17 protein-coding genes and 3 tRNA genes are annotated in these 17,856 nt (G+C 32.9%); 10 read left to right on the plus strand and 10 right to left on the minus strand.

From position 1 onward, the window contains the following. Positions 1–27 precede the first annotated feature (27 nt). On the plus strand, positions 28–1,407 hold the full coding sequence (locus tag OH806_RS05590) for a tetratricopeptide repeat protein (protein ID WP_264742687.1): 1,380 nt from the start codon (positions 28–30) through the stop codon (positions 1,405–1,407). A gap of 44 nt (positions 1,408–1,451) precedes the next feature. On the opposite strand, the gene OH806_RS05595 is transcribed toward OH806_RS05590, so the two are convergent. From OH806_RS05595 to OH806_RS05610, 4 genes are all read right to left on the minus strand, one after another. Continuing rightward, the gene (locus tag OH806_RS05595) at positions 1,452–2,312 is read right to left on the minus strand and encodes a hypothetical protein (protein ID WP_264742688.1); all 861 of its coding nucleotides are present in this window, start codon (positions 2,310–2,312) and stop codon (positions 1,452–1,454) included. Positions 2,313–2,355: 43 nt separating this feature from the next. After that, on the minus strand, positions 2,356–3,258 hold the full coding sequence (locus OH806_RS05600; RefSeq protein WP_264742689.1) for a DMT family transporter: 903 nt from the start codon (positions 3,256–3,258) through the stop codon (positions 2,356–2,358). Continuing rightward, on the minus strand, positions 3,245–3,898 hold the full coding sequence (gene aat / locus OH806_RS05605) for a leucyl/phenylalanyl-tRNA--protein transferase (RefSeq protein WP_264742690.1): 654 nt from the start codon (positions 3,896–3,898) through the stop codon (positions 3,245–3,247). Before aat ends, OH806_RS05600 begins: the two co-directional genes overlap by 14 nt. Positions 3,899–3,959: 61 nt before the next feature. Then, positions 3,960–4,337: a DUF3127 domain-containing protein gene (locus OH806_RS05610; protein ID WP_264742691.1), complete on the minus strand. Its 378-nt coding sequence runs from the start codon at positions 4,335–4,337 to the stop codon at positions 3,960–3,962. A gap of 189 nt (positions 4,338–4,526) precedes the next feature. Between OH806_RS05610 and OH806_RS05615 the strand changes: the two genes are divergently transcribed. The 9 genes from OH806_RS05615 to OH806_RS05655 all read left to right on the plus strand — a co-directional run bounded on the left by OH806_RS05615 (position 4,527) and on the right by OH806_RS05655 (position 10,414). Further along, positions 4,527–4,608, plus strand: a tRNA-Leu gene (locus tag OH806_RS05615). Positions 4,609–4,616: 8 nt separating this feature from the next. Beyond that, positions 4,617–4,692, plus strand: a tRNA-Gly gene (locus tag OH806_RS05620). A gap of 6 nt (positions 4,693–4,698) precedes the next feature. Beyond that, positions 4,699–4,782, plus strand: a tRNA-Leu gene (locus OH806_RS05625). A 252-nt stretch (positions 4,783–5,034) separates the two neighbouring features. Continuing rightward, positions 5,035–6,819: a DNA mismatch repair endonuclease MutL gene (gene mutL / locus OH806_RS05630; protein WP_264742692.1), complete on the plus strand. Its 1,785-nt coding sequence runs from the start codon at positions 5,035–5,037 to the stop codon at positions 6,817–6,819. A 5-nt stretch (positions 6,820–6,824) separates the two neighbouring features. Next, positions 6,825–7,559, plus strand: a complete 735-nt coding sequence (locus OH806_RS05635; protein WP_264742693.1) for a rhomboid family intramembrane serine protease — start codon at positions 6,825–6,827, stop codon at positions 7,557–7,559. 72 nt (positions 7,560–7,631) lie between these two features. After that, entirely contained in the window at positions 7,632–8,561 is a 930-nt protein-coding gene (locus OH806_RS05640; RefSeq protein ID WP_264742694.1) for an endonuclease/exonuclease/phosphatase family protein, read from the plus strand. A 77-nt stretch (positions 8,562–8,638) separates the two neighbouring features. Beyond that, positions 8,639–9,619: an endonuclease/exonuclease/phosphatase family protein gene (locus OH806_RS05645; protein ID WP_264742695.1), complete on the plus strand. Its 981-nt coding sequence runs from the start codon at positions 8,639–8,641 to the stop codon at positions 9,617–9,619. Positions 9,620–9,623: 4 nt separating this feature from the next. Continuing rightward, entirely contained in the window at positions 9,624–9,974 is a 351-nt protein-coding gene (locus OH806_RS05650) for a hypothetical protein (protein ID WP_264742696.1), read from the plus strand. 26 nt (positions 9,975–10,000) lie between these two features. Next, entirely contained in the window at positions 10,001–10,414 is a 414-nt protein-coding gene (locus OH806_RS05655; RefSeq protein WP_264742697.1) for a hypothetical protein, read from the plus strand. A 31-nt stretch (positions 10,415–10,445) separates the two neighbouring features. Here OH806_RS05655 and OH806_RS05660 read toward each other — a convergent pair whose 3' ends face one another. From OH806_RS05660 to OH806_RS05685, 6 genes are all read right to left on the minus strand, one after another. Then, positions 10,446–11,966: a GH3 auxin-responsive promoter family protein gene (locus tag OH806_RS05660; protein ID WP_264742698.1), complete on the minus strand. Its 1,521-nt coding sequence runs from the start codon at positions 11,964–11,966 to the stop codon at positions 10,446–10,448. Positions 11,967–12,073: 107 nt separating this feature from the next. Beyond that, the gene (locus OH806_RS05665) at positions 12,074–12,484 is read right to left on the minus strand and encodes a BrxA/BrxB family bacilliredoxin (RefSeq protein WP_264742699.1); all 411 of its coding nucleotides are present in this window, start codon (positions 12,482–12,484) and stop codon (positions 12,074–12,076) included. 445 nt (positions 12,485–12,929) lie between these two features. Next, positions 12,930–13,376 (minus strand): GatB/YqeY domain-containing protein, encoded by a 447-nt coding sequence (locus OH806_RS05670; RefSeq protein WP_264742700.1) that lies wholly within the window; start codon positions 13,374–13,376, stop codon positions 12,930–12,932. A 113-nt stretch (positions 13,377–13,489) separates the two neighbouring features. Next, entirely contained in the window at positions 13,490–15,397 is a 1,908-nt protein-coding gene (gene ftsZ / locus OH806_RS05675; protein ID WP_264742701.1) for a cell division protein FtsZ, read from the minus strand. Positions 15,398–15,485: 88 nt separating this feature from the next. After that, entirely contained in the window at positions 15,486–16,868 is a 1,383-nt protein-coding gene (gene ftsA / locus OH806_RS05680; RefSeq protein ID WP_264742702.1) for a cell division protein FtsA, read from the minus strand. Between the two features lie 21 nt (positions 16,869–16,889). Next, positions 16,890–17,855 (minus strand): cell division protein FtsQ/DivIB, encoded by a 966-nt coding sequence (locus tag OH806_RS05685; protein WP_264742703.1) that lies wholly within the window; start codon positions 17,853–17,855, stop codon positions 16,890–16,892. Position 17,856: the final 1 nt, after the last annotated feature.

A 17,856-nucleotide genomic window follows, 5' to 3' on the forward strand; every position in this document is an offset into this window, starting at 1 on the left:
AGGTCTTAAATCTTAAAACGGTTTATATTGGAAGAATATTTTGGAAATGAACTTGTAAAAAAGTTCGAAGAAATGATGGAAAATAATGATGAATTCTACTTCGATACAGAAGAGTTGGAAGACATTATTGTTTATTATCTGGAGCTGGGAGATTTTAATTATGCCGATACTGCGGTTAATTATGGTCTAAAGCTTCATCCTAATTCATTGGATATCAAGATTAAAAGGCTTGAGATTCTTTTGGAATGGGAAGATTTTAATACAGCAAAAGAACTTATAGATGAATTGAAAGGTTCATCAATGGAAAGTACAGACTTTTTGGTTTGCTATGCGAAGTATTATTCAAGTTTAGGAAATCCCAGAAAATCTATAGAAATTTGTAAAAAGGCTTTGGAATTGAAAGAGGAAGAAAACTTCCTTCACAATTTTATTGCTGATGAATATGTAAATCTTGGAGATCCGTTTAATGCACTTAAACATTACAGAAAAGCTCTAAAAGAAGATCCTACTGACGATTATGCTTTAGAAAATTGTATGGTTTGCTTTTCAGATTTAAATAAAAGTGAAGAAGCCATTGCTTTTCTTAATGAATATTTAGATGAATTTGCTTATTCTGAGGTTGCTTGGTTCGAATACGGACAGTTTTACTTCAACAGAAAAAACTATGAAGAAGCAATAAAAGGATATGACTATTTATTGGCAATTAATTCCAATTCTGTGGGAGTTTATGCAAATAAAGCAGCTTGTTATGAAGCTTTAGGTCAATACAAAAAAGCGGTTGAAGTTTATGAAGAAATGCTGGAGCTAGAATATACAAAAGCATTTACTTTTTATAAAATAGGATTGTGTTATAAAACATTAAAACAACCAATTATAGCTTTGAATGCTTTCCAGAAATCTTTGAGAGAAGATCCTCAGTTTTATCTGGCAATGATGGAGCAGTCTTATATTTACGAGGAAATGGGGGGAATGACGGAAGCGTTGCATTTTGCAAGAGAAGCAACTCATTTAAATGAAAATAACCTTGACTATCAAAAAAGGCTGGCATTTTTGTTCATTGATTCCGGAAAGTTTGAAGAAAGCCTTTCTTGCCTGAAAAAACTAGTAGAAGCAGAACCAACAAGATTTTATAACTGGTATGCTTATACTGAAGTTTTAATGCTTTTGGGTGAATATGAAGAGGCTGTTACTGTTTTAAATAAAGCAGTGAAAGCTCATCACAGAGCAGAATTATTTTACCAGCTTAGTAACTGCTATTTTAATTTGAAAGAACAGGGAAAAGGACTTGAATCGCTTCAAAAGGCATTGGATTTAGATCCTTCTTTAGCTTCAGATATGCAGAAGAAGTATCCTTATATTAAAGATGAGGTTAAAAAGGCTAAAGCTAAAGTGAAAAAGAAAAATTAATTTCAAATAGAAAAAATCCTGCATCACTGCAGGATTTTCTTTTATTAGTGATTGTACTCGTAAGTATGAATTTCTGGTTGAGACATGTCGGGATTTCCATTAGCATCTAAAGAATTTCTAGATTCATAAATTGGATAGCCGGCAGTATTGAAGGTTGTTGTATATTTATATGATGAAAAAGAGGTTCCTGTTCCAGAAGGTGATGTCCATGAAGTTGTTGATTTGTAAGAACTAATATTATTCTTTATATTAGAAAATAAGAAAGATAATCCGTCTCCTCTGTCATCAGTATGTACAAGTTTATCAAAACCTTTTACATTTTTGAAAGGATAATTTTTATCAGTGAATGTATAAGTTGATGATTCATTATAATTTGTAGTTACTCCATTATAAGTTAAAGAGCCACTTCCTGTAGATCCTACAATATTTCCGTTGTTGTAAGTATATGTAGTATTCATTACAGGCTGAGGGGTAGGAGAATACATTTCTCTTTTCACAGTAATGCTATTCGAATTTATATGAGTATATGTGTTTGTAGTAGAATATTGTATAGTAATTCCATTACTTGCATACTCTTTATTTACAGCTTTTGCTAAAAGATTGTTTGAATTATAGGTGTATTCCTGAGCCGTTTGCAACACATTTCCTTCATAGAATTTAATGCTAGATATCAAATCTCCGTTATATTCGAAAACAAGTTTGTTCCCGGAATTACTTGTACTTATCAGGTTAGTAATTTTGGTTCCGTCATAGTTGATTTTCATGGTTTCTCCATCAATGCTCATCTTTACAGGAAGAATAACATTTTGCTGTGTAGGATCTGTATTATCAGTAACTGTATTGTTGTCTGAACTACAAGATAAAATAAGTAGGGAAATAGACCCGGATAAAATAATTTTTTTCATATGTATATGTAAGCTAATTATGAGTGCTCAAAGATATGTGAATTTATAATATATTTTTATTTTTTTTTAAGGTTGGCTTTTTTCTTAAAAAGATTAATCCGGCGATAATAATTCCTGTACCTACAAATTGTAAAATGCTTAGTTTTTCACCATCTAAAATACCCCAAATAATAGCAACAATTGGCATTAAGAGGGTTACAGTTGATGCAAAAAGAGGAGAGGAAACTTTTAATAACCGGTAATTCATCATCATAGCCAGTCCTGTTCCAAAAATTGATAATAAACTGACAAACATTAATCCGGTCAAATTATTTTTGTCAAAACGGAATGTAGAGAAAAAACCTGTTGATAATAAAGCGATTATTGAAGGTAGAAATAAAACAAAAGAAAAAACAAAAGCTGATAATACGGTGGAAGAAATTTCCATTAATTTTGACTTTACGGTTGTTGTGCTTACAGCATAACACAAAGTTGCCAGTAATAATAATAAAATGGGAATCAATTTAAAACTTCCTTCCTCGCTGTTTCCTCCAAAAGCTAACAAACAAACCCCAGTGAAACTAATTAAAGTTCCCGTAATCTGTCGTTTTGTTGTTTCAAATTTCCATAACAATGAGCCCACAATAATTACAAAAATAGGCATCATTGAGTTAATAATTCCTGCAATACTGCTACTTACTTTGGTCTCAGCAATCGGAAATAAGAACATAGGAATAAAATTTCCTGTAAGAGCGGCTAAAATAAGCCATTTTAGGTATCTCTTCGGAAATAATTTATATTTTGAAATGGCAATTGGCATTAGAATAATTCCGGCAATTAAAACTCTTAAAGCACCAACCTGATAAGGATTGAAATGGTTTAAAGATTTTTTAATTAAAATAAATGAAGAGCCCCAGATAATACTTAATACAATGAGTAATATCCATTTTTCTTTATCTGCGTTCATTGCTTTTGTGTAAAATTTTTAAAAATTCTTTTTTAGGAATCATTCTTGCTCCAAGACTTTCTAAATGTTCTGTGTGAGATTGGCAGTCAATTAGTTCCAAATCATTCTTGTGGGTTTCTACAAAATGAATAAACCCTGCTTTTGATGCATTACTTACCTTCGCAAACATACTTTCTCCACAAAAGACATTTCCTACCTGTAATCCGTAAAAACCTCCTACCAACTCATCATTTTGCCATACTTCAACGCTTTTTGCCAGGCCGTATTCATGCAGCTTGATAAAAGAGTCCATAAGCTTATCAGAAAGCCAGGTTCCGGACTGTCCTTTTCTTTTTACTTCCTGACAGTTTTTTATAACTTCTCTAAAGTTTTTATTTTCAGTAAAAGTGAAAATATTTCTATTTAGGATTTTTCTCATCGATTTTGACACCTTCAATTCATTAGGATATAAAACAAATCTAGGGTCGGGACACCACCAAAGAATCTCTTCGTCAGGATTGTGCCAAGGAAAAATACCTAATTGATAGGCAAACCATAGTCTTTCAATGGATAAATCGCCACCAAAAGCAACAATTCCTTCATGTCCATCATATAATGCAGGATCGGGGAATGATATTTCGTTTTCGTCTAATCGAATCATTTTAGTGAAAAAAAATCCTACTTAAATAAAAGCAGGATTTATTATTGGATATATTCTTTAATTAAAAAGGCAAATCGTCATCATCGTCTCCAGCGAAAGGATTCTCGTTTGATACAGGAGATGCAGACTGTGATGGAGCAGCTTGAGTTGGCTCTGAAGCATTATCAAAAACTTTTTCCACTCTCCAACCCGTAATAGAGTTGAAATATTTAGTCTCTCCTTGAGGCGATACCCATTCTCTTCCTCTAATATTGATTCCCACCTTTACATTTTCTCCTTCTGTAAGATTATCTAGCAAACTTATTTTATCAGACAAAAATTCTATGTTGATTGGTTGTGGATATTGCTCTTGCGTCAAAATAACCATTTCTCTTTTTTGGAAACCGCTTGCAAATGTTTGAGTATCAAAAAGTTTCTTTACCGTTCCTTGTAATTCCATAACATAATTATTAACCGTGTAAAAGTAAGAAAATGAAATGTAATAAAAGGGGTAAGTAAAAAAAAATGCAAAATTTTATTTTTTTTCTTTGAAAAAGTTTGGAGGAAAAAGAAAATATCCTATCTTTGCACCACTGAAAACGGAAAAACGAAACAAGTTCTTTAAAAATAAGTTTTCAAATTAGACAACGCGGATGTGGTGTAATTGGTAGCCACGCCAGACTTAGGATCTGGTGCCGAGAGGCGTGGGGGTTCGAGTCCCTTCATCCGCACACGTTTTGCGAAAATAGCTCAGCTGGTAGAGCACAACCTTGCCAAGGTTGGGGTCGCGGGTTCGAATCCCGTTTTTCGCTCCACTCCATGCCCTGGTGGTGGAACTGGTAGACACGCAGGACTTAAAATCCTGTGCCTCTTTTGGCGTGCGGGTTCAAGTCCCGCCTGGGGTACTCTAGATCCTCTGTAACTTCGGTTAACAGAGGGTTTTTTGTTTTTTGGTCAGTTTGATTTCATCTAATATTCTATAATTACATTAATATTTGTTCTCTTTTTTTTTCTAATAATTATACATTTATATAAAAATTTCTTGCGGTAAATGGGGTGTGGGATTGTTAATATGTTGATAATTTAATTTTAATTCAGAGTTTTAGTATTTTTATTCTTATTTGGTTTACTTATTTTTGTAAGTTGATAGAGAGTTTATGTCAGATATTATTCAGCTTTTACCGGATCACGTAGCTAACCAAATCGCGGCAGGAGAAGTGGTGCAGAGACCTGCATCTATTGTAAAGGAGCTTTTGGAGAATGCCATTGATGCAGATGCGACAAAAATAGAGTTGATTGTAAGAGATGCCGGGAAAAATCTTATTCAGGTTGTTGATGATGGGAAAGGAATGTCTGAAACGGATGCAAGAATGGCGTTTGAAAGACATGCAACATCTAAAATAAGAGGAACGGAGGATATTTTTAAAATTGCAACAAAGGGTTTCCGAGGTGAAGCGTTGGCTTCCATTGCTGCTGTTTCCCAGGTTGAGTTGAGAACAAAACAGAAAGATGCTGCAATAGGTACAAATATTTATATTGAAGGAGGTGTTTTTCAGTTTCAGGATCCTGTACAAACAGCGGATGGATCTAATTTTTTAGTAAAAAACCTTTTCTACAATGTTCCGGCAAGACGAAAATTCCTTAAAAATAATAATATCGAATTCAGACATGTAATTGATGAATTTCAGCGCGTTGCATTAGCTCATGAACATTTAGAATTTTCTTTATTTCACGATGACGAAGCTGTTTTTAAACTAAGAAAAGGCAGTCAGATGCAGCGTATTGTGGATATTTTCGGGAGAAAACTACAACCACAATTAATTCCTATTAAAGAAGATATTATTTGGTGTCAGCTTCACGGGTTTGTTGCAAAGCCAGAAGGAGCAAAAAAAACGAGAGGAGAGCAGTTTCTTTTTGTTAATGGAAGGTATTTTAAAAGTCCATATTTTAATAAAGCAGTTCAAGAGGCGTTTGAGGGATTGCTTTTGCCAGGGTATATCCCTACATTTTTCCTTTTTTTAAACCTTGATCCTGAAAAAATAGATGTTAATATCCATCCTCAGAAAACGGAAGTAAAGTTTGAAGATGAGCATCTTATTTTTGCTTTGCTTCGTTCCACGATTAAGAGAGCGCTAGGAATTTACAATGTAGCACCAAGTTTAGATTTTGAAAGAGATCCTCAATTGGATGAAATCATGCAAAAAACATTTCCTAGTAAAGGAAATAGTGGAGGAGGTTCTATAAAAATGCCTGAAATCATTGTAGATAAAGATTATAATCCGTTTTTGGAAGAAAGAGAAGTAAAACAGGTTGAAATCCAAAACCTTGCAGAGATGTATCATCAGAATATTTCTGCAGAACCTTCAAAAATTAATTTGTTTGAGGAAGAGGATTTCGATGAAGATTTGATGAGGCTGCCTAATGGATATTGGCTTTTTAATAAAGGAGACAGAACGTTAATGTTGGATTTGGGAAGAATGCATAGATTGGTTGTTTCGGAAAATAATAAGAGTTCAAAAAAATCAAAAACAAACAGTCATTCACTTCTTTTTTCTCTCGAATATCATATGAATGAGATTGAAAAGACGAAGTTTAAATCTTTCAAAAAATATCTTCCGGCTTTGGGATTTGAAATGACCACAGCTCACGAAAACGTATTAAGAATAGACGCTGTTCCGGAAGGAATGAAAGAAACTCAGGTGATGAAGTTTCTGGAAAGTCTTTTTGAGATTTTGGAGTATAAAACGGAGGAAGAATTTATGCAATATTATCAGAATCAATGGAATAAAATGCAATCAAAATCTCGTTTTGATTTTATTTATAAAGTTGATGCTGAACAACTTATCAAGGATTTTACAACTCTTGGCTTTCCTGAGTTTTTACCGGATGGAAAAAGATGCTTTTATGAAGTTCCGTTTAATGATTTTAAAAATAAATTTTAGAATAAATGTTTAATAATATACCACCCATTACAAGAAATATTATCATTATCAATGTAATAGTATTTATTGTTGCTAATTTTATATTTCCACAATTATATGATATTCTTTCTGGTTATTATCCTTTTTCTCCGAATTTTAAATCTTGGCAAATCATTACTCATATGTTTATGCATGCTAGTGTCAAAGAAAGTGGAGGAATTATGCATATTTTATTTAATATGTTTACGCTGTTTAGTTTTGGACCGGTTTTAGAACAAACTTTAGGAGATAAAAGATATTTGATTTTATATTTTTTGAGTGGCTTAGGAGCATTTTTCTTGTTTAATCTATGGAATTTTATTGAATTTCAGCAGTTGGTTTCGCAACTTCAATCAATGAATATTGATGTAAAAGATTTTTTGAATTCATTGATAAATAATCTAGATCAAACGCCAATTATTAATGAAGAAGAAAAAAACTTGGCAGAAATTTACTTAGGAAGAATGGTTGGAGCTTCTGGTGCTATTTTTGGGGTTGTAGCGGCTTTTGCAACACTTTATCCTGATGCTAAAATCGGAATTATGTTTATTCCTGTTCCTATAAAAGTTAAATATTTATTACCTATTATAATTATTATTTCAATCTGGTTAGGTGTATCTGGAAATGGAGGAGGAATTGCTCATTTGGCTCACGTGGGTGGAGCGCTGGTAGGTTGGTTATTAGCAAGAAGTTGGAAAAAACATTTATACAGATTTAATTAAAATATTTTTGTGAAGGTCGTTCGGTTAATACTTTTTATATTGCATTTGGGGATATTATTCCTTTTGCTTTGTATGCTATTGAATGCATATGTTCCGCCGAAAGTATTTCCATGGTTTAATCTTCTTTCTCTTGCTTTTCCGGGATTAATTATAGGACATTTTCTATTAAGTCTTTTCTGGGTTTTTTCCTGGAAAAAAAGAGCAATTATATTCCTGGTGTGGAGTTTAGCTTTTGTTCACCCTATTAAAAGGTGGGTAAATTTTTCTTCTGAAAGTAAAGAAATTCCTGATTTGAAAATTATTTCCTTAAATGTAAAGGGAGGAGGATTGGGTTTGAAAAATATCGAAGAATATATTAATTCAAAAAATGCGGATATTGTTTTTTTACAGGAAGATGCTGACAAAGAAATAGAGTTTAATAATCTTCAAAAATCGAAAAATGTATCTATAGTTTCTTTATATTCTAAGTATAATGTAATTAATAAGAAAGTATTAATTTCCGGGAATTATGAGGATTTTAATTCTTATGCAGATTTAAATGACATAGAAATAAAAGGAAATATTTACCGCTTTATTAATGTATATCTGCAACCATTCAAATTTGAGAAACAAATGGTAAAACTTGATGGTAATAGTGATGAGGATAAAGAAAAGCTTAAAAATGTAGTCAAAAAACTTATTCCAACCTTTAAAATTCATCAGGAACAGGTAGAAATTATTAGAAAGGCAATCGATGAGTCACCATATCCTATAATTTTAGCAGGTGATTTTAATGCAGTTCCTAATTCTTACGAGTATTATCATTTGGGAAAAGATTTAAATGATGCTTTTGTTGAAGCAGGTAGCGGAAGTTCTACCAGTTTTCATGATTATAAATTTCCATTGAGAATTGATTATATTTTCGCCTCGGATTTAGTAAGGCCAATTAGCTATCAGGTCGACAGAACTGTAGAAATTTCAGACCATTTTCCTGTTATTGCAACATTTTCTATTAAAAAATAGGAATCATAAAGTTCGTTAAAACCGAGGCTGTTGGTCGGATTTTTGCTGAAAAAATCTTCGGAATCAATAATTTTTTTATGAAACCGAGCCAAATCACCCTTTTTTTTCATTTAACAATACTTTTTTTACTCTTATGTACGTTTGCTAATGCTTGGATTCCTCCTAATTATTTTAGCAAACTAAATCTTCTTTCACTTTGCTTTCCTTATCTCATTCTTCTCCATTTCTTATTGACTTTCATTTGGATTGTTAAAAGGAAAAAAATAGCGATTCTATTTGTTGTAAGCACATTTATTTTCTATAATCCTATTAGAAGATGGATTAATTTTTCTCCTCAAATAAAAAAAGAGGCAAAACCTAAAAGAGATATTAAGGTATTGACATTCAATGTGAAGTATGGTACTGTTGGTGGATGGGATACTGTTAAAAAATATATACGATCACAAAATGCAGATATCATTTTGGTTCAGGAAAAAGATACAAGTACAGTTTTGAAAGAAAATCTGGTTAAATATCCAACGGTAATTTTAAAAACAAAGCATAAAATTCTGAGGCAGGAAGAATTAATTACAGAAACCTCAAGAGGAAATTCTTTTTATGCAGATGTTGATATTAATGGGAAAATTGTAAGAATTATCAATGTTTATTTGGAACCTTTTAGACTGCATAAATCAATGATTGAGTTTGATGGGATGGAAAAGGAATCCAATAAATTAGGAATGATTTTTTCCCGTTTAATACCGACTTTTAAAGCTCATGAACATCAGATAAAAAAGATTAGAAGAGCGGTTGATGCCTCTCCATATCCAGTTATCTTGGCGGGAGATTTTAATTCTGTTCCCAACTCTTATGAATATTATAATTTGGGTAAAAATCTTGACGATGCTTTTATAAAAGTAGGGCATGGAGCTTCAACGAGTTTCCATGAGTATAAATTTCCTTTAAGACTAGATTATATATTTACCTCTAGTTCAATAACACCATTAAGTTATAAAGTAGATTATTCTGTAAAATTATCAGATCATTATCCTGTAATTGCAGAATTTCTATTAAATTAGTTTTATGAAAAATTTTTTGTTTGGATGTTTTCTTTTCTCTTTTTTGATGATGTCTTGTGGTAAAAAAGAACCTGTTGATTTGTATCCTCAGGAAAGCTCAAAAGCAACTTATGATACCATAGCAGTTGATTCTTTTTCAAATGGAGCCACTTCTGTTGATATTGTAAGACAGATAAGAATGTCTTCTCAAAAATATCAGGATTCAATAAAAGAGGTTTTAAAACTTCAGGCTGAAGAAAAGAGAATAAAAGAAGAGCTGGAAAAAGAGAATAAGAAAAAACAAGAGGAGGAAAAGAAGAAAGCTGAGGAAGAGAAAAAGCAAAAATCTTCTGAAACTCAATCAACGACTAACTAATTAAAAAACTTTAAAAAATAAAATATATGAAAAAACACATTTTAATGGCAGGGATTATTTCTCTTGCTTTTGTAGCTTGTAAAAAATCAACAACTAAAACAGAAACTGTAGAAAATCCTGATGGAACGGTTACAACGACATCAACGACGGTTACTCAAACTCCCGGGGTGGAGGTAGATACGGCGAAAATTAATCAGGCTAAAGACGATGTAAAAGCTAAAGCAAATGAGGCTGGGAATAAAATAGATGCTGCCGCTCAGAAAACAAAAGAAGATATCAATAAAGCAGGAAAAGACATCAAAGATGAAGCAAACAAGGTTGGCAAGGATATTAAGAAAGGAGCACAAGAGGTAAGTAAAGACGTGAAAGATGCCGCAGCAACAGGAGCGTCAAAAGTAGAAGATGCTGCTAAAAAATTAAAAGAAGATTTAAGAAAGTAAAATAAAAACCGCAGCCAGACTGCGGTTTTTTTTATAGGGTATTGTTTAGTTCCAGTAAAGGATCTATGTATTCTCTGTCATTACTAAGTCTAGGAACCTTGTTTTGACCACCAAGTTTCCCTTTTGATTCTAACCATGAATAAAATAAATTAGGCTTTGCAATATGTACAATAGGTCTTTTAAGGGTCATATTATTGTATCGTTTCGCTTCATAATCTGAGTTGATTGATTTTAGATGTTGGTCGAATATATCAATAAAACTTTCTATATCGTTTGGTTTTTTACAAAATTCAAAAATCCATTCATGAGCTCCACCTTCATTTTCTTTCATGAAAACGGGAGCTCCCGTAAAATCGGTTACGGCTGCTTCTGTTGCCTCACACGCTTTTGATAATGCCGATTCTACATTGGTTATCATTAATTCTTCCCCAAAAGCATTAATGTAGTGCTTAGTTCTTCCTGTAATCTTTATTCTGAAAGGATTGGTTGAGGTAAAGATAACTGTATCCCCAATCAAATATCTCCAAAGTCCACCATTGGTTGTAATAACCATTGCATAGTTTTTTCCTAATTCAACATCCTCTAAGCTAACAACTTTAGGATTGGAAGAATGAAACTGATCCATAGGAATAAACTCATAAAAAATACCATAATCTAGCATTAAAAGCATTTCATCACTGTTTGATCTATCCTGAATTCCGAAGAAGCCCTCAGAAGCATTATAAATTTCATAGTAGTTAATGTCTTTTCCTATGATTTGTTTGTATTGTTCGCGATAAGGTTTAAAGCTAATTCCTCCGTGAAAGAAAACTTCCAGATTGGGCCAGAGTTCAGAGATATTTTTAACATCAGTTTCCTTTAAAACTCTTTGAAGTAAAACCATCATCCAGCTTGGAACTCCCAAAATACTTCCTACATCTTCATTTTTCACCTCAGATGTAATCGCTTTCAGTTTGCTTTCCCATTCTCCCATTAAAGAAACTTTTTTGCTTGGAGTGGTTGTGATTTCAACCCAGAAAGGAAGATTATCAATCAAAATAGCAGATAAATCTCCAAATTTAGTATTGAAATCAGCATAAAGTTCTGAGCTTCCGCCTAAACGTAAATTTTTGTTGGTGAAAAGCTGATTTTCTGGGTGATTGTTTGCATAAATAGAAACCATATCTTTTCCTGCCTTCATGTGACAGTATTCCAGGCTTTCATCTGAAATAGGAATAAATTTACTCTTTGCGTTTGTAGTTCCTGAAGACTTTGCGAAATGTTTTATATATCCTGGCCAACTTATATCTTTCTGTCCTTGTCTGGCTTTTTCAATATAGGGTTCGAAGTCTTCATAAGTAACAATTGGAACTTTATTTTTGAAGTCCTGATAACTTGAAATAGAATTAAACCCATATTTTTTTCCATACTCTGTATCTTCGGCATGGAATAATTGTGAAAATAAAATTCCCTTCTGTGTTTCAATGGGATGATCCATAAAATTCTGTATTTGATCTATTCTTTGACGAATAAACCAATTAACTACAGTGTTGAAAAGTGCCTTCGTTGCCATTCCAACAAATATAATGATATTTGATTTTTTAAGGAATTTTTATAGCATTAAAATACAAAAAAACCGCAACAATTTTGTTGCGGTTTGGTATTTAGAATTATTGTTTCTTAGCAATATTCGTCATAAGCAGCCTGAAGATTTGCTGCAATAGCTCCTGCAGGATTTCCTTCAATGTGGTGTCTTTCCAGCATGTGAACCAATTCTCCATCCTTGAAAAGAGCTACACATGGTGAGCTTGGAGGGAAAGGTGCCAAATGTTTTCTTGCTTCTACTACGGCCTCTGTATCAAAACCTGCAAAAACAGTAGTTAAATGGTCTGGTTTTTTTTCTCCAGTTAACGAATATACAACTCCTGGTCTTGCTGCTCCCGCTGCGCATCCGCATACGGAGTTGATTACCAATAGTGTTGTTCCTGATTGTTTTAATGCTTCTTCTACTTGAGCCGGAGTTGTCAAGTCTTGGAAGCCTTTATCTGTAAGTTCTGCCTTCATAGGCATTACTAAATCTGTTGGATACATATTTTTGTTTTTTTAATCTATGCAAAGTTAAACAATTCTTTACGTTTGTTCAATATATAATAACTATTGATGCTTTAGTAAAATAAAATCAATTGATTGTTAATAATTTACAAATATTTAAAAAAAATTAAAATAAATATACGTGTAAATCAAAAAAAATGTTAAATTTGAAATGATTCTAAAAACAAAGTAACCGTGAAGAAAAAAATGTATTAATACATTTCCCTCATTTTGAAAGTGATTTTTATTATGAAGTATTTATAGATATTTGAAAAAGAATAAAGTTTTTCGCTTTAATTTATTTTCTAAAATAGTGATGAATTAAAGAAAAAAAAAGTTTTGAATATCTATACAGTAATGAAGCCCGAAACAATTAGTTTCGGGCTTCTTTAATCAAATCGATATGCAAAGGTTGAATATCCGTATAAAATAGTTGAAAAATCAACTAAGAAAGTAGCTTCTTAGCCATCTCAGAGATACTTTTCCCATCAGATTTTCCGGCTAATGTTTTTGAAGCAATTCCCATCACCTTTCCTAAATCTTTCATAGATTCAGCTCCGGTTTCGGCAATAATATTTTTCATTTCAGTCTCCAATTCTTCTGCTGAAAGTTGTTTTGGCAAAAACTGTTCAATTACTTTCATTTGAGCATCCTCTACTTCTGCCAAATCAGCTCTTCCTTGAGCAGTAAATTGCTCGGAAGAGTCTTTACGTTGTTTTACCATTCTCTGAAGAATAGCAATTTCCTGCTCTGCTGAAACTTCGGCACCTCTGGCTTCTGTTTTCAGCAATAGAATTTGAGATTTTACAGCGCGAAGAGAATCTAAAGCAACTTTGTCTTTAGCTCTCATTGCTGTTTTTATAGCTTCGTTTATTGTATTTTCTAAACTCATTTTTTCAAATTTAACAATGTATCAATGTAACAGTTTAGCAATGAGATGCTTCGACTATGCTTAGCATGACAGTGTTATTGTTACATTGGTACATTTCTACATTGTTATATTATTTAGTCAACATCTTTATTTAAAAATCTGTTTTCTCTGATTTGCATTGAACCATTGTTTTCAGATAAATAAGTATTGATATTTTGGTCTGAAGCATTAGTTCCGTCAATAGAAATATTCTTTCTCTTGAATGCAGGAATAGACTCAAATTCGCTAGAGCTATCAAAACTTTGGTAACGAGAATTGAATTCTTTTAATTTGTTTCTTCTTTCCATTATTCTTTCCTGGTCTGCAGTCTTATTCACGAAAGTAAATTCAGATTCTGCAGGTTTTGGAGTTTCAATTTCTACTTTATTTTCAACAATTGGCTTTGCTTCCTCTTGAATTGTATTGAATATTTCAGTTTTTTCAAAAGAAGTTTCAGTTATTGTTGTATGCGTTTCTGTAACTAGTTCTGCCTTTGGCTGTCCAAAATCTGATTTTGGTTCATTATTGATAGGCTCATTTACGAAGAAACTGAATTCAACCGGTTTTTCTTGTGAATAAGAGTTGTTGAAAGTATTTGACTGAGGTTCTTCTTTTTTCTGTTCAAAATCGAACTTGAAAGATTCAATTTCTAAGTCGTTTGCATCTTCTCCTTCCTCGTCCAAAGAAAATAAATTGAATGATTCTTCCTGATTTCCGTCATTGTTTCTCCAGTTCTGAGCAGGATTGTCAAGTGTATCTTCTTCTTTATCAAAGAATTTGATTTCAGTTTTTACTTCCTCTTCTTCAATAATCATTTTTTTTTCAGTAGATGTAATATTGAACTGTGGGGTATCATTATCTTCATCATCTAATCTGAAAAGGTTTTTTCCTCCAAAATCCTGAGCTGTTTCAGAGGTTATTTCTCTTTCTTCTCTTGTTTTGAATGGAGACGTTTTTGGAGCATCAAAAGTGTCATTTAAGCTAATTTTGATTTTCTCTGTAGGTCCTGCAAATTTTTTATTTTCATTTGAGAATCCTGTTGCAATTACAAGAACGCTTACCGCATCTCCTAATTCTTCATCAGCACCAACTCCAAAAATGATATCAGCTGTATTTCCTGCTTCTTTCTGGATGTGGTCCATAATGATACCGATTTCGTCCATCGTAACTTCTTCTGCACCACTTCTAATCAACAATAGAACATTTTTAGCACCTGTAATTTTGTTGTCATTCAATAAAGGAGAATCTAGAGCTTTTCTTACAGCTTCTTCTGCTTTATTTTCACCCGAAGCAGTCCCTGTAGACATTAATGCAGTTCCTGAATTTTGAAGAACAGATTTAGCATCTCTAAAGTCAATGTTTACATCAAAGTAACCTGTGATAACTTCAGCCATACCTTTTGCGGCGTTGGTTAAAACTTCATCGGCTTTTGAGAATCCTTGTTTAAATCCAAGATTTCCGAATTGTTGTCTTAGTTTATCATTATTGATTACAATAAGTGAATCAACATTGTTTCTTAATTTTTCAAGACCATTTTCAGCCTGTTCTAGTCTTCTTTTACCTTCAAAACTGAACGGAACAGTAACGATACCTACCGTTAAAATTCCCATGTCTTTTGCAACTTTAGCAATAACCGGAGCGGCACCTGTCCCTGTACCACCTCCCATTCCGGCAGTGATGAATACCATTTTGGTATTTTGTCCCATTGCAGCCTTAATTTCTTCAATGCTTTCGATAGCTGATTTTTCACCAACTTCCGGGTCTGCACCCGCACCAAGACCTTCTGTGATAGAAGTTCCCAACTGTACTTTGTTGGCAACAGGGTTATTATCTAAAGTTTGAGCATCTGTATTGCATATCACGAAATCAACACCGTGAATACCTTTTTCGTACATGTGTTTTAGCGCGTTATTTCCACCGCCACCAACACCGATTACTTTTATTATTGATGAATTTCCTTTTGGTAAATCAAATGAAAATCCTTGAGTTCCTAAATTTTCCATAATTATAATTTTTTATAATTCTTAATTGACTCTTAATTGCTGATGAAATTCATTCATCAATAATTAATTATCGTTTATCATTTATATTTTACTCTACTTCTTCAAAGAATTTTTTTACTTTTTCCATTAGCGACTGCCCGAAAGTCAGTTTAGCTGATTTTTTTTCTTGCTGTTCGTTTACAACTTCTTGTTGCTGAATTGTTTCAGTTTGTTGTATTGGTTGTTGAACAGTTTCAATATTAGTTGTTGCAGCTTCTGCTTTAGGTTGTTCCTGAACTGTGATTTCTTCTTCTACAGGTTGCTTTTTGTCTCTGATTTTCAAACTTTCCATTAGTAAACCAATAGAAGTTGCAAATTCGGGTCCTTTAAGATATTGATTTTTATCGTTTGCAATATATTCATTTGCAAAACCAATTCTGCTATCAAAACCTGTTGTATAATTTGCCAACTGGCGAAGGTGCTTTAAGTTTGAACCACCACCGGTAAGAACAATTCCAGCAATCAGTTTTTTCTTTTGTTCGAAAGCTCCGTACGCTTTTAATTCTGTATTTACCATTTCCAGAATTTCTTCAACTCTTGCATTGATAATTTGTGCCAAAGTTTTTAAAGAAATTTCTTTATCTGGTCTTCCGTGAAGTCCGGGAATGGTAACATAAGTACTGTCTTTTTCAAGCTCAGGAACAGCAGAACCAAATTTTACTTTTAATTGTTCTGCGTGTTTTTCAATAATCGAACAGCCTTCTTTGATGTCTTCTGTAATAATTCCGCCTCCGTAAGGGATTACACAGGTATGACGAATAATATTATCTTTAAAAATAGCAATATCTGTTGTTCCACCACCAATGTCTACTATGGCAACTCCAGCTTCTTTTTCTTCTTTTGTAAGAACAGCCTCTGAAGATGCCAAAGGTTCCAGAGTAAGAGCTTCCATTTCTAATCCTGCTTCACGAACACATCTTGCAATGTTTCTGATGCTACCCATTTGCCCAACTACAACGTGGAAGTTTGCTTCTAAACGTTTTCCGTGCATACCGACAGGTTCCTGAATTTCACCTTCGGAATCTACTTTATATTCTTGAGGAAGTACATGGATTATTTCTTCACCAGGAAGCATAACCAGTTTTTTTACCTGGTCTTTTAGTGCTTCAATATCATCATCTGTAATAAATTTATCCGGATGTTCACGCATAATATAATCAGAGTGCTGTAAAGAACGAATATGCTTTCCTGCAATCCCAACCGTAACTTTACGGATAGGAACACCCGCGCTGGATTGTGCTTCTGATACAGCTGCTTTGATTGAATTAATGGTTTGCGAAATATTATTCACAATCCCTTTGTGAACTCCAAGACTTTTGGCCTTCCCAACACCGAGAACTTCTATTTTCCCGTGTGCATTCCTCCTTCCGACAATGGCGACAATTTTTGTTGTCCCAATGTCCAGACCTACTGAATACTCTTGATTTTCCATTTGTCTATATCGATTTGATTTTTATTCTATTTTAACTTTTGCTTTTTTCTTCGGTTTTTCCTCTGTTTTTTTAGTTTCCTTGGGTTTAGTTGTTGTATTTTGGTTTTTAGTTTCTTTAGGTTTTGATACAGAAGTACTATTTTTTTTAGTTTCTGCTTTTTTTGGACTAACCGCGGTTTCCTGTTTTTTTATTGCTATCGGAGCCGATGTTTTTGCCAATTCTTTATGTCCTACTTTCAGAATACTGTCGTTTTCTTTGAAATGGGGATTTAAAGTGGTTACAATCTGATTCTGATATTTCACCGAAATCATATTGTACTTTTGAGGTTCCTGAAACACCAAATATTTTTCCACAAATGTTTTAAAACCTTTTACTTTGAAATCAATATTATCTAAATCTCCGATTTCTACTTTATAATTTCCTTCACTCGTAAGAAGATTATAATCTCCGTTTTTATCTTTTGAGATTCCGATAAAATATTTTTTACTGAAATCATCCTTGTCTATTTTATCAACCAATTCGGCCAATTTTTGATATTCATCTTTTTTCACATTTCCCGTAACGAGCATACAAGGATGTGAATACGTTTTTGAAATAGGAAATTCAATACCTTTTTCATCAACATAGAAGTCTTTTCCGTTTTTATTTAATCTGAAAACAGGAACTCTTTGTTTAATATCTAAGTTTAACTTTCCATTTAAGTTTAAATAAACATTCGCGCTGTCAACAGCCGGAAGATTATTAATTTTTTTCTCCAGAGCCGGAATATTTAAATCCCCAACTTTACCCGATGGATTTTCTTTTTTTACAATTTCGCGGATATCTTTCTCATCAATGAAATAAACGGGTGTTTTTTCGTTCATTTTTACAGAAATCTTATCGTCCGTAATCTTCTGACCACTGAATTTTTTCAAAGAAAAACTCAGCAGGAAACCAAGAATGATTACTGTGATGACAATTTTTAATATTCTGTACTTATTTTTCATT

The organism is Chryseobacterium oryctis (assembly GCF_025971925.1).
Lineage (GTDB): Bacteria > Bacteroidota > Bacteroidia > Flavobacteriales > Weeksellaceae > Chryseobacterium > Chryseobacterium oryctis.

Excerpts from the sequence above, each read along its gene's own strand:
- OH806_RS05595 (WP_264742688.1), bottom strand. The coding sequence starts at position 2,312 with ATGAAAAAAATTATTTTATCCGGGTCTATTTCCCTACTTATTTTATCT.
- OH806_RS05665 (WP_264742699.1), bottom strand. The coding sequence starts at position 12,484 with ATGTATCCAACAGATTTAGTAATGCCTATGAAGGCAGAACTTACAGAT.
- OH806_RS05645 (WP_264742695.1), top strand. The coding sequence starts at position 8,639 with ATGAAACCGAGCCAAATCACCCTTTTTTTTCATTTAACAATACTTTTT.
- aat (WP_264742690.1), bottom strand. The coding sequence starts at position 3,898 with ATGATTCGATTAGACGAAAACGAAATATCATTCCCCGATCCTGCATTA.
- OH806_RS05670 (WP_264742700.1), bottom strand. The coding sequence starts at position 13,376 with ATGAGTTTAGAAAATACAATAAACGAAGCTATAAAAACAGCAATGAGA.
- OH806_RS05650 (WP_264742696.1), top strand. The coding sequence starts at position 9,624 with ATGAAAAATTTTTTGTTTGGATGTTTTCTTTTCTCTTTTTTGATGATG.
- ftsA (WP_264742702.1), bottom strand. The coding sequence starts at position 16,868 with ATGGAAAATCAAGAGTATTCAGTAGGTCTGGACATTGGGACAACAAAA.
- OH806_RS05635 (WP_264742693.1), top strand. The coding sequence starts at position 6,825 with ATGTTTAATAATATACCACCCATTACAAGAAATATTATCATTATCAAT.
- OH806_RS05640 (WP_264742694.1), top strand. The coding sequence starts at position 7,632 with ATGCTATTGAATGCATATGTTCCGCCGAAAGTATTTCCATGGTTTAAT.
- OH806_RS05610 (WP_264742691.1), bottom strand. The coding sequence starts at position 4,337 with ATGGAATTACAAGGAACGGTAAAGAAACTTTTTGATACTCAAACATTT.
- OH806_RS05685 (WP_264742703.1), bottom strand. The coding sequence starts at position 17,855 with ATGAAAAATAAGTACAGAATATTAAAAATTGTCATCACAGTAATCATT.
- ftsZ (WP_264742701.1), bottom strand. The coding sequence starts at position 15,397 with ATGGAAAATTTAGGAACTCAAGGATTTTCATTTGATTTACCAAAAGGA.
- OH806_RS05655 (WP_264742697.1), top strand. The coding sequence starts at position 10,001 with ATGAAAAAACACATTTTAATGGCAGGGATTATTTCTCTTGCTTTTGTA.
- OH806_RS05660 (WP_264742698.1), bottom strand. The coding sequence starts at position 11,966 with ATGGCAACGAAGGCACTTTTCAACACTGTAGTTAATTGGTTTATTCGT.
- OH806_RS05600 (WP_264742689.1), bottom strand. The coding sequence starts at position 3,258 with ATGAACGCAGATAAAGAAAAATGGATATTACTCATTGTATTAAGTATT.
- mutL (WP_264742692.1), top strand. The coding sequence starts at position 5,035 with ATGTCAGATATTATTCAGCTTTTACCGGATCACGTAGCTAACCAAATC.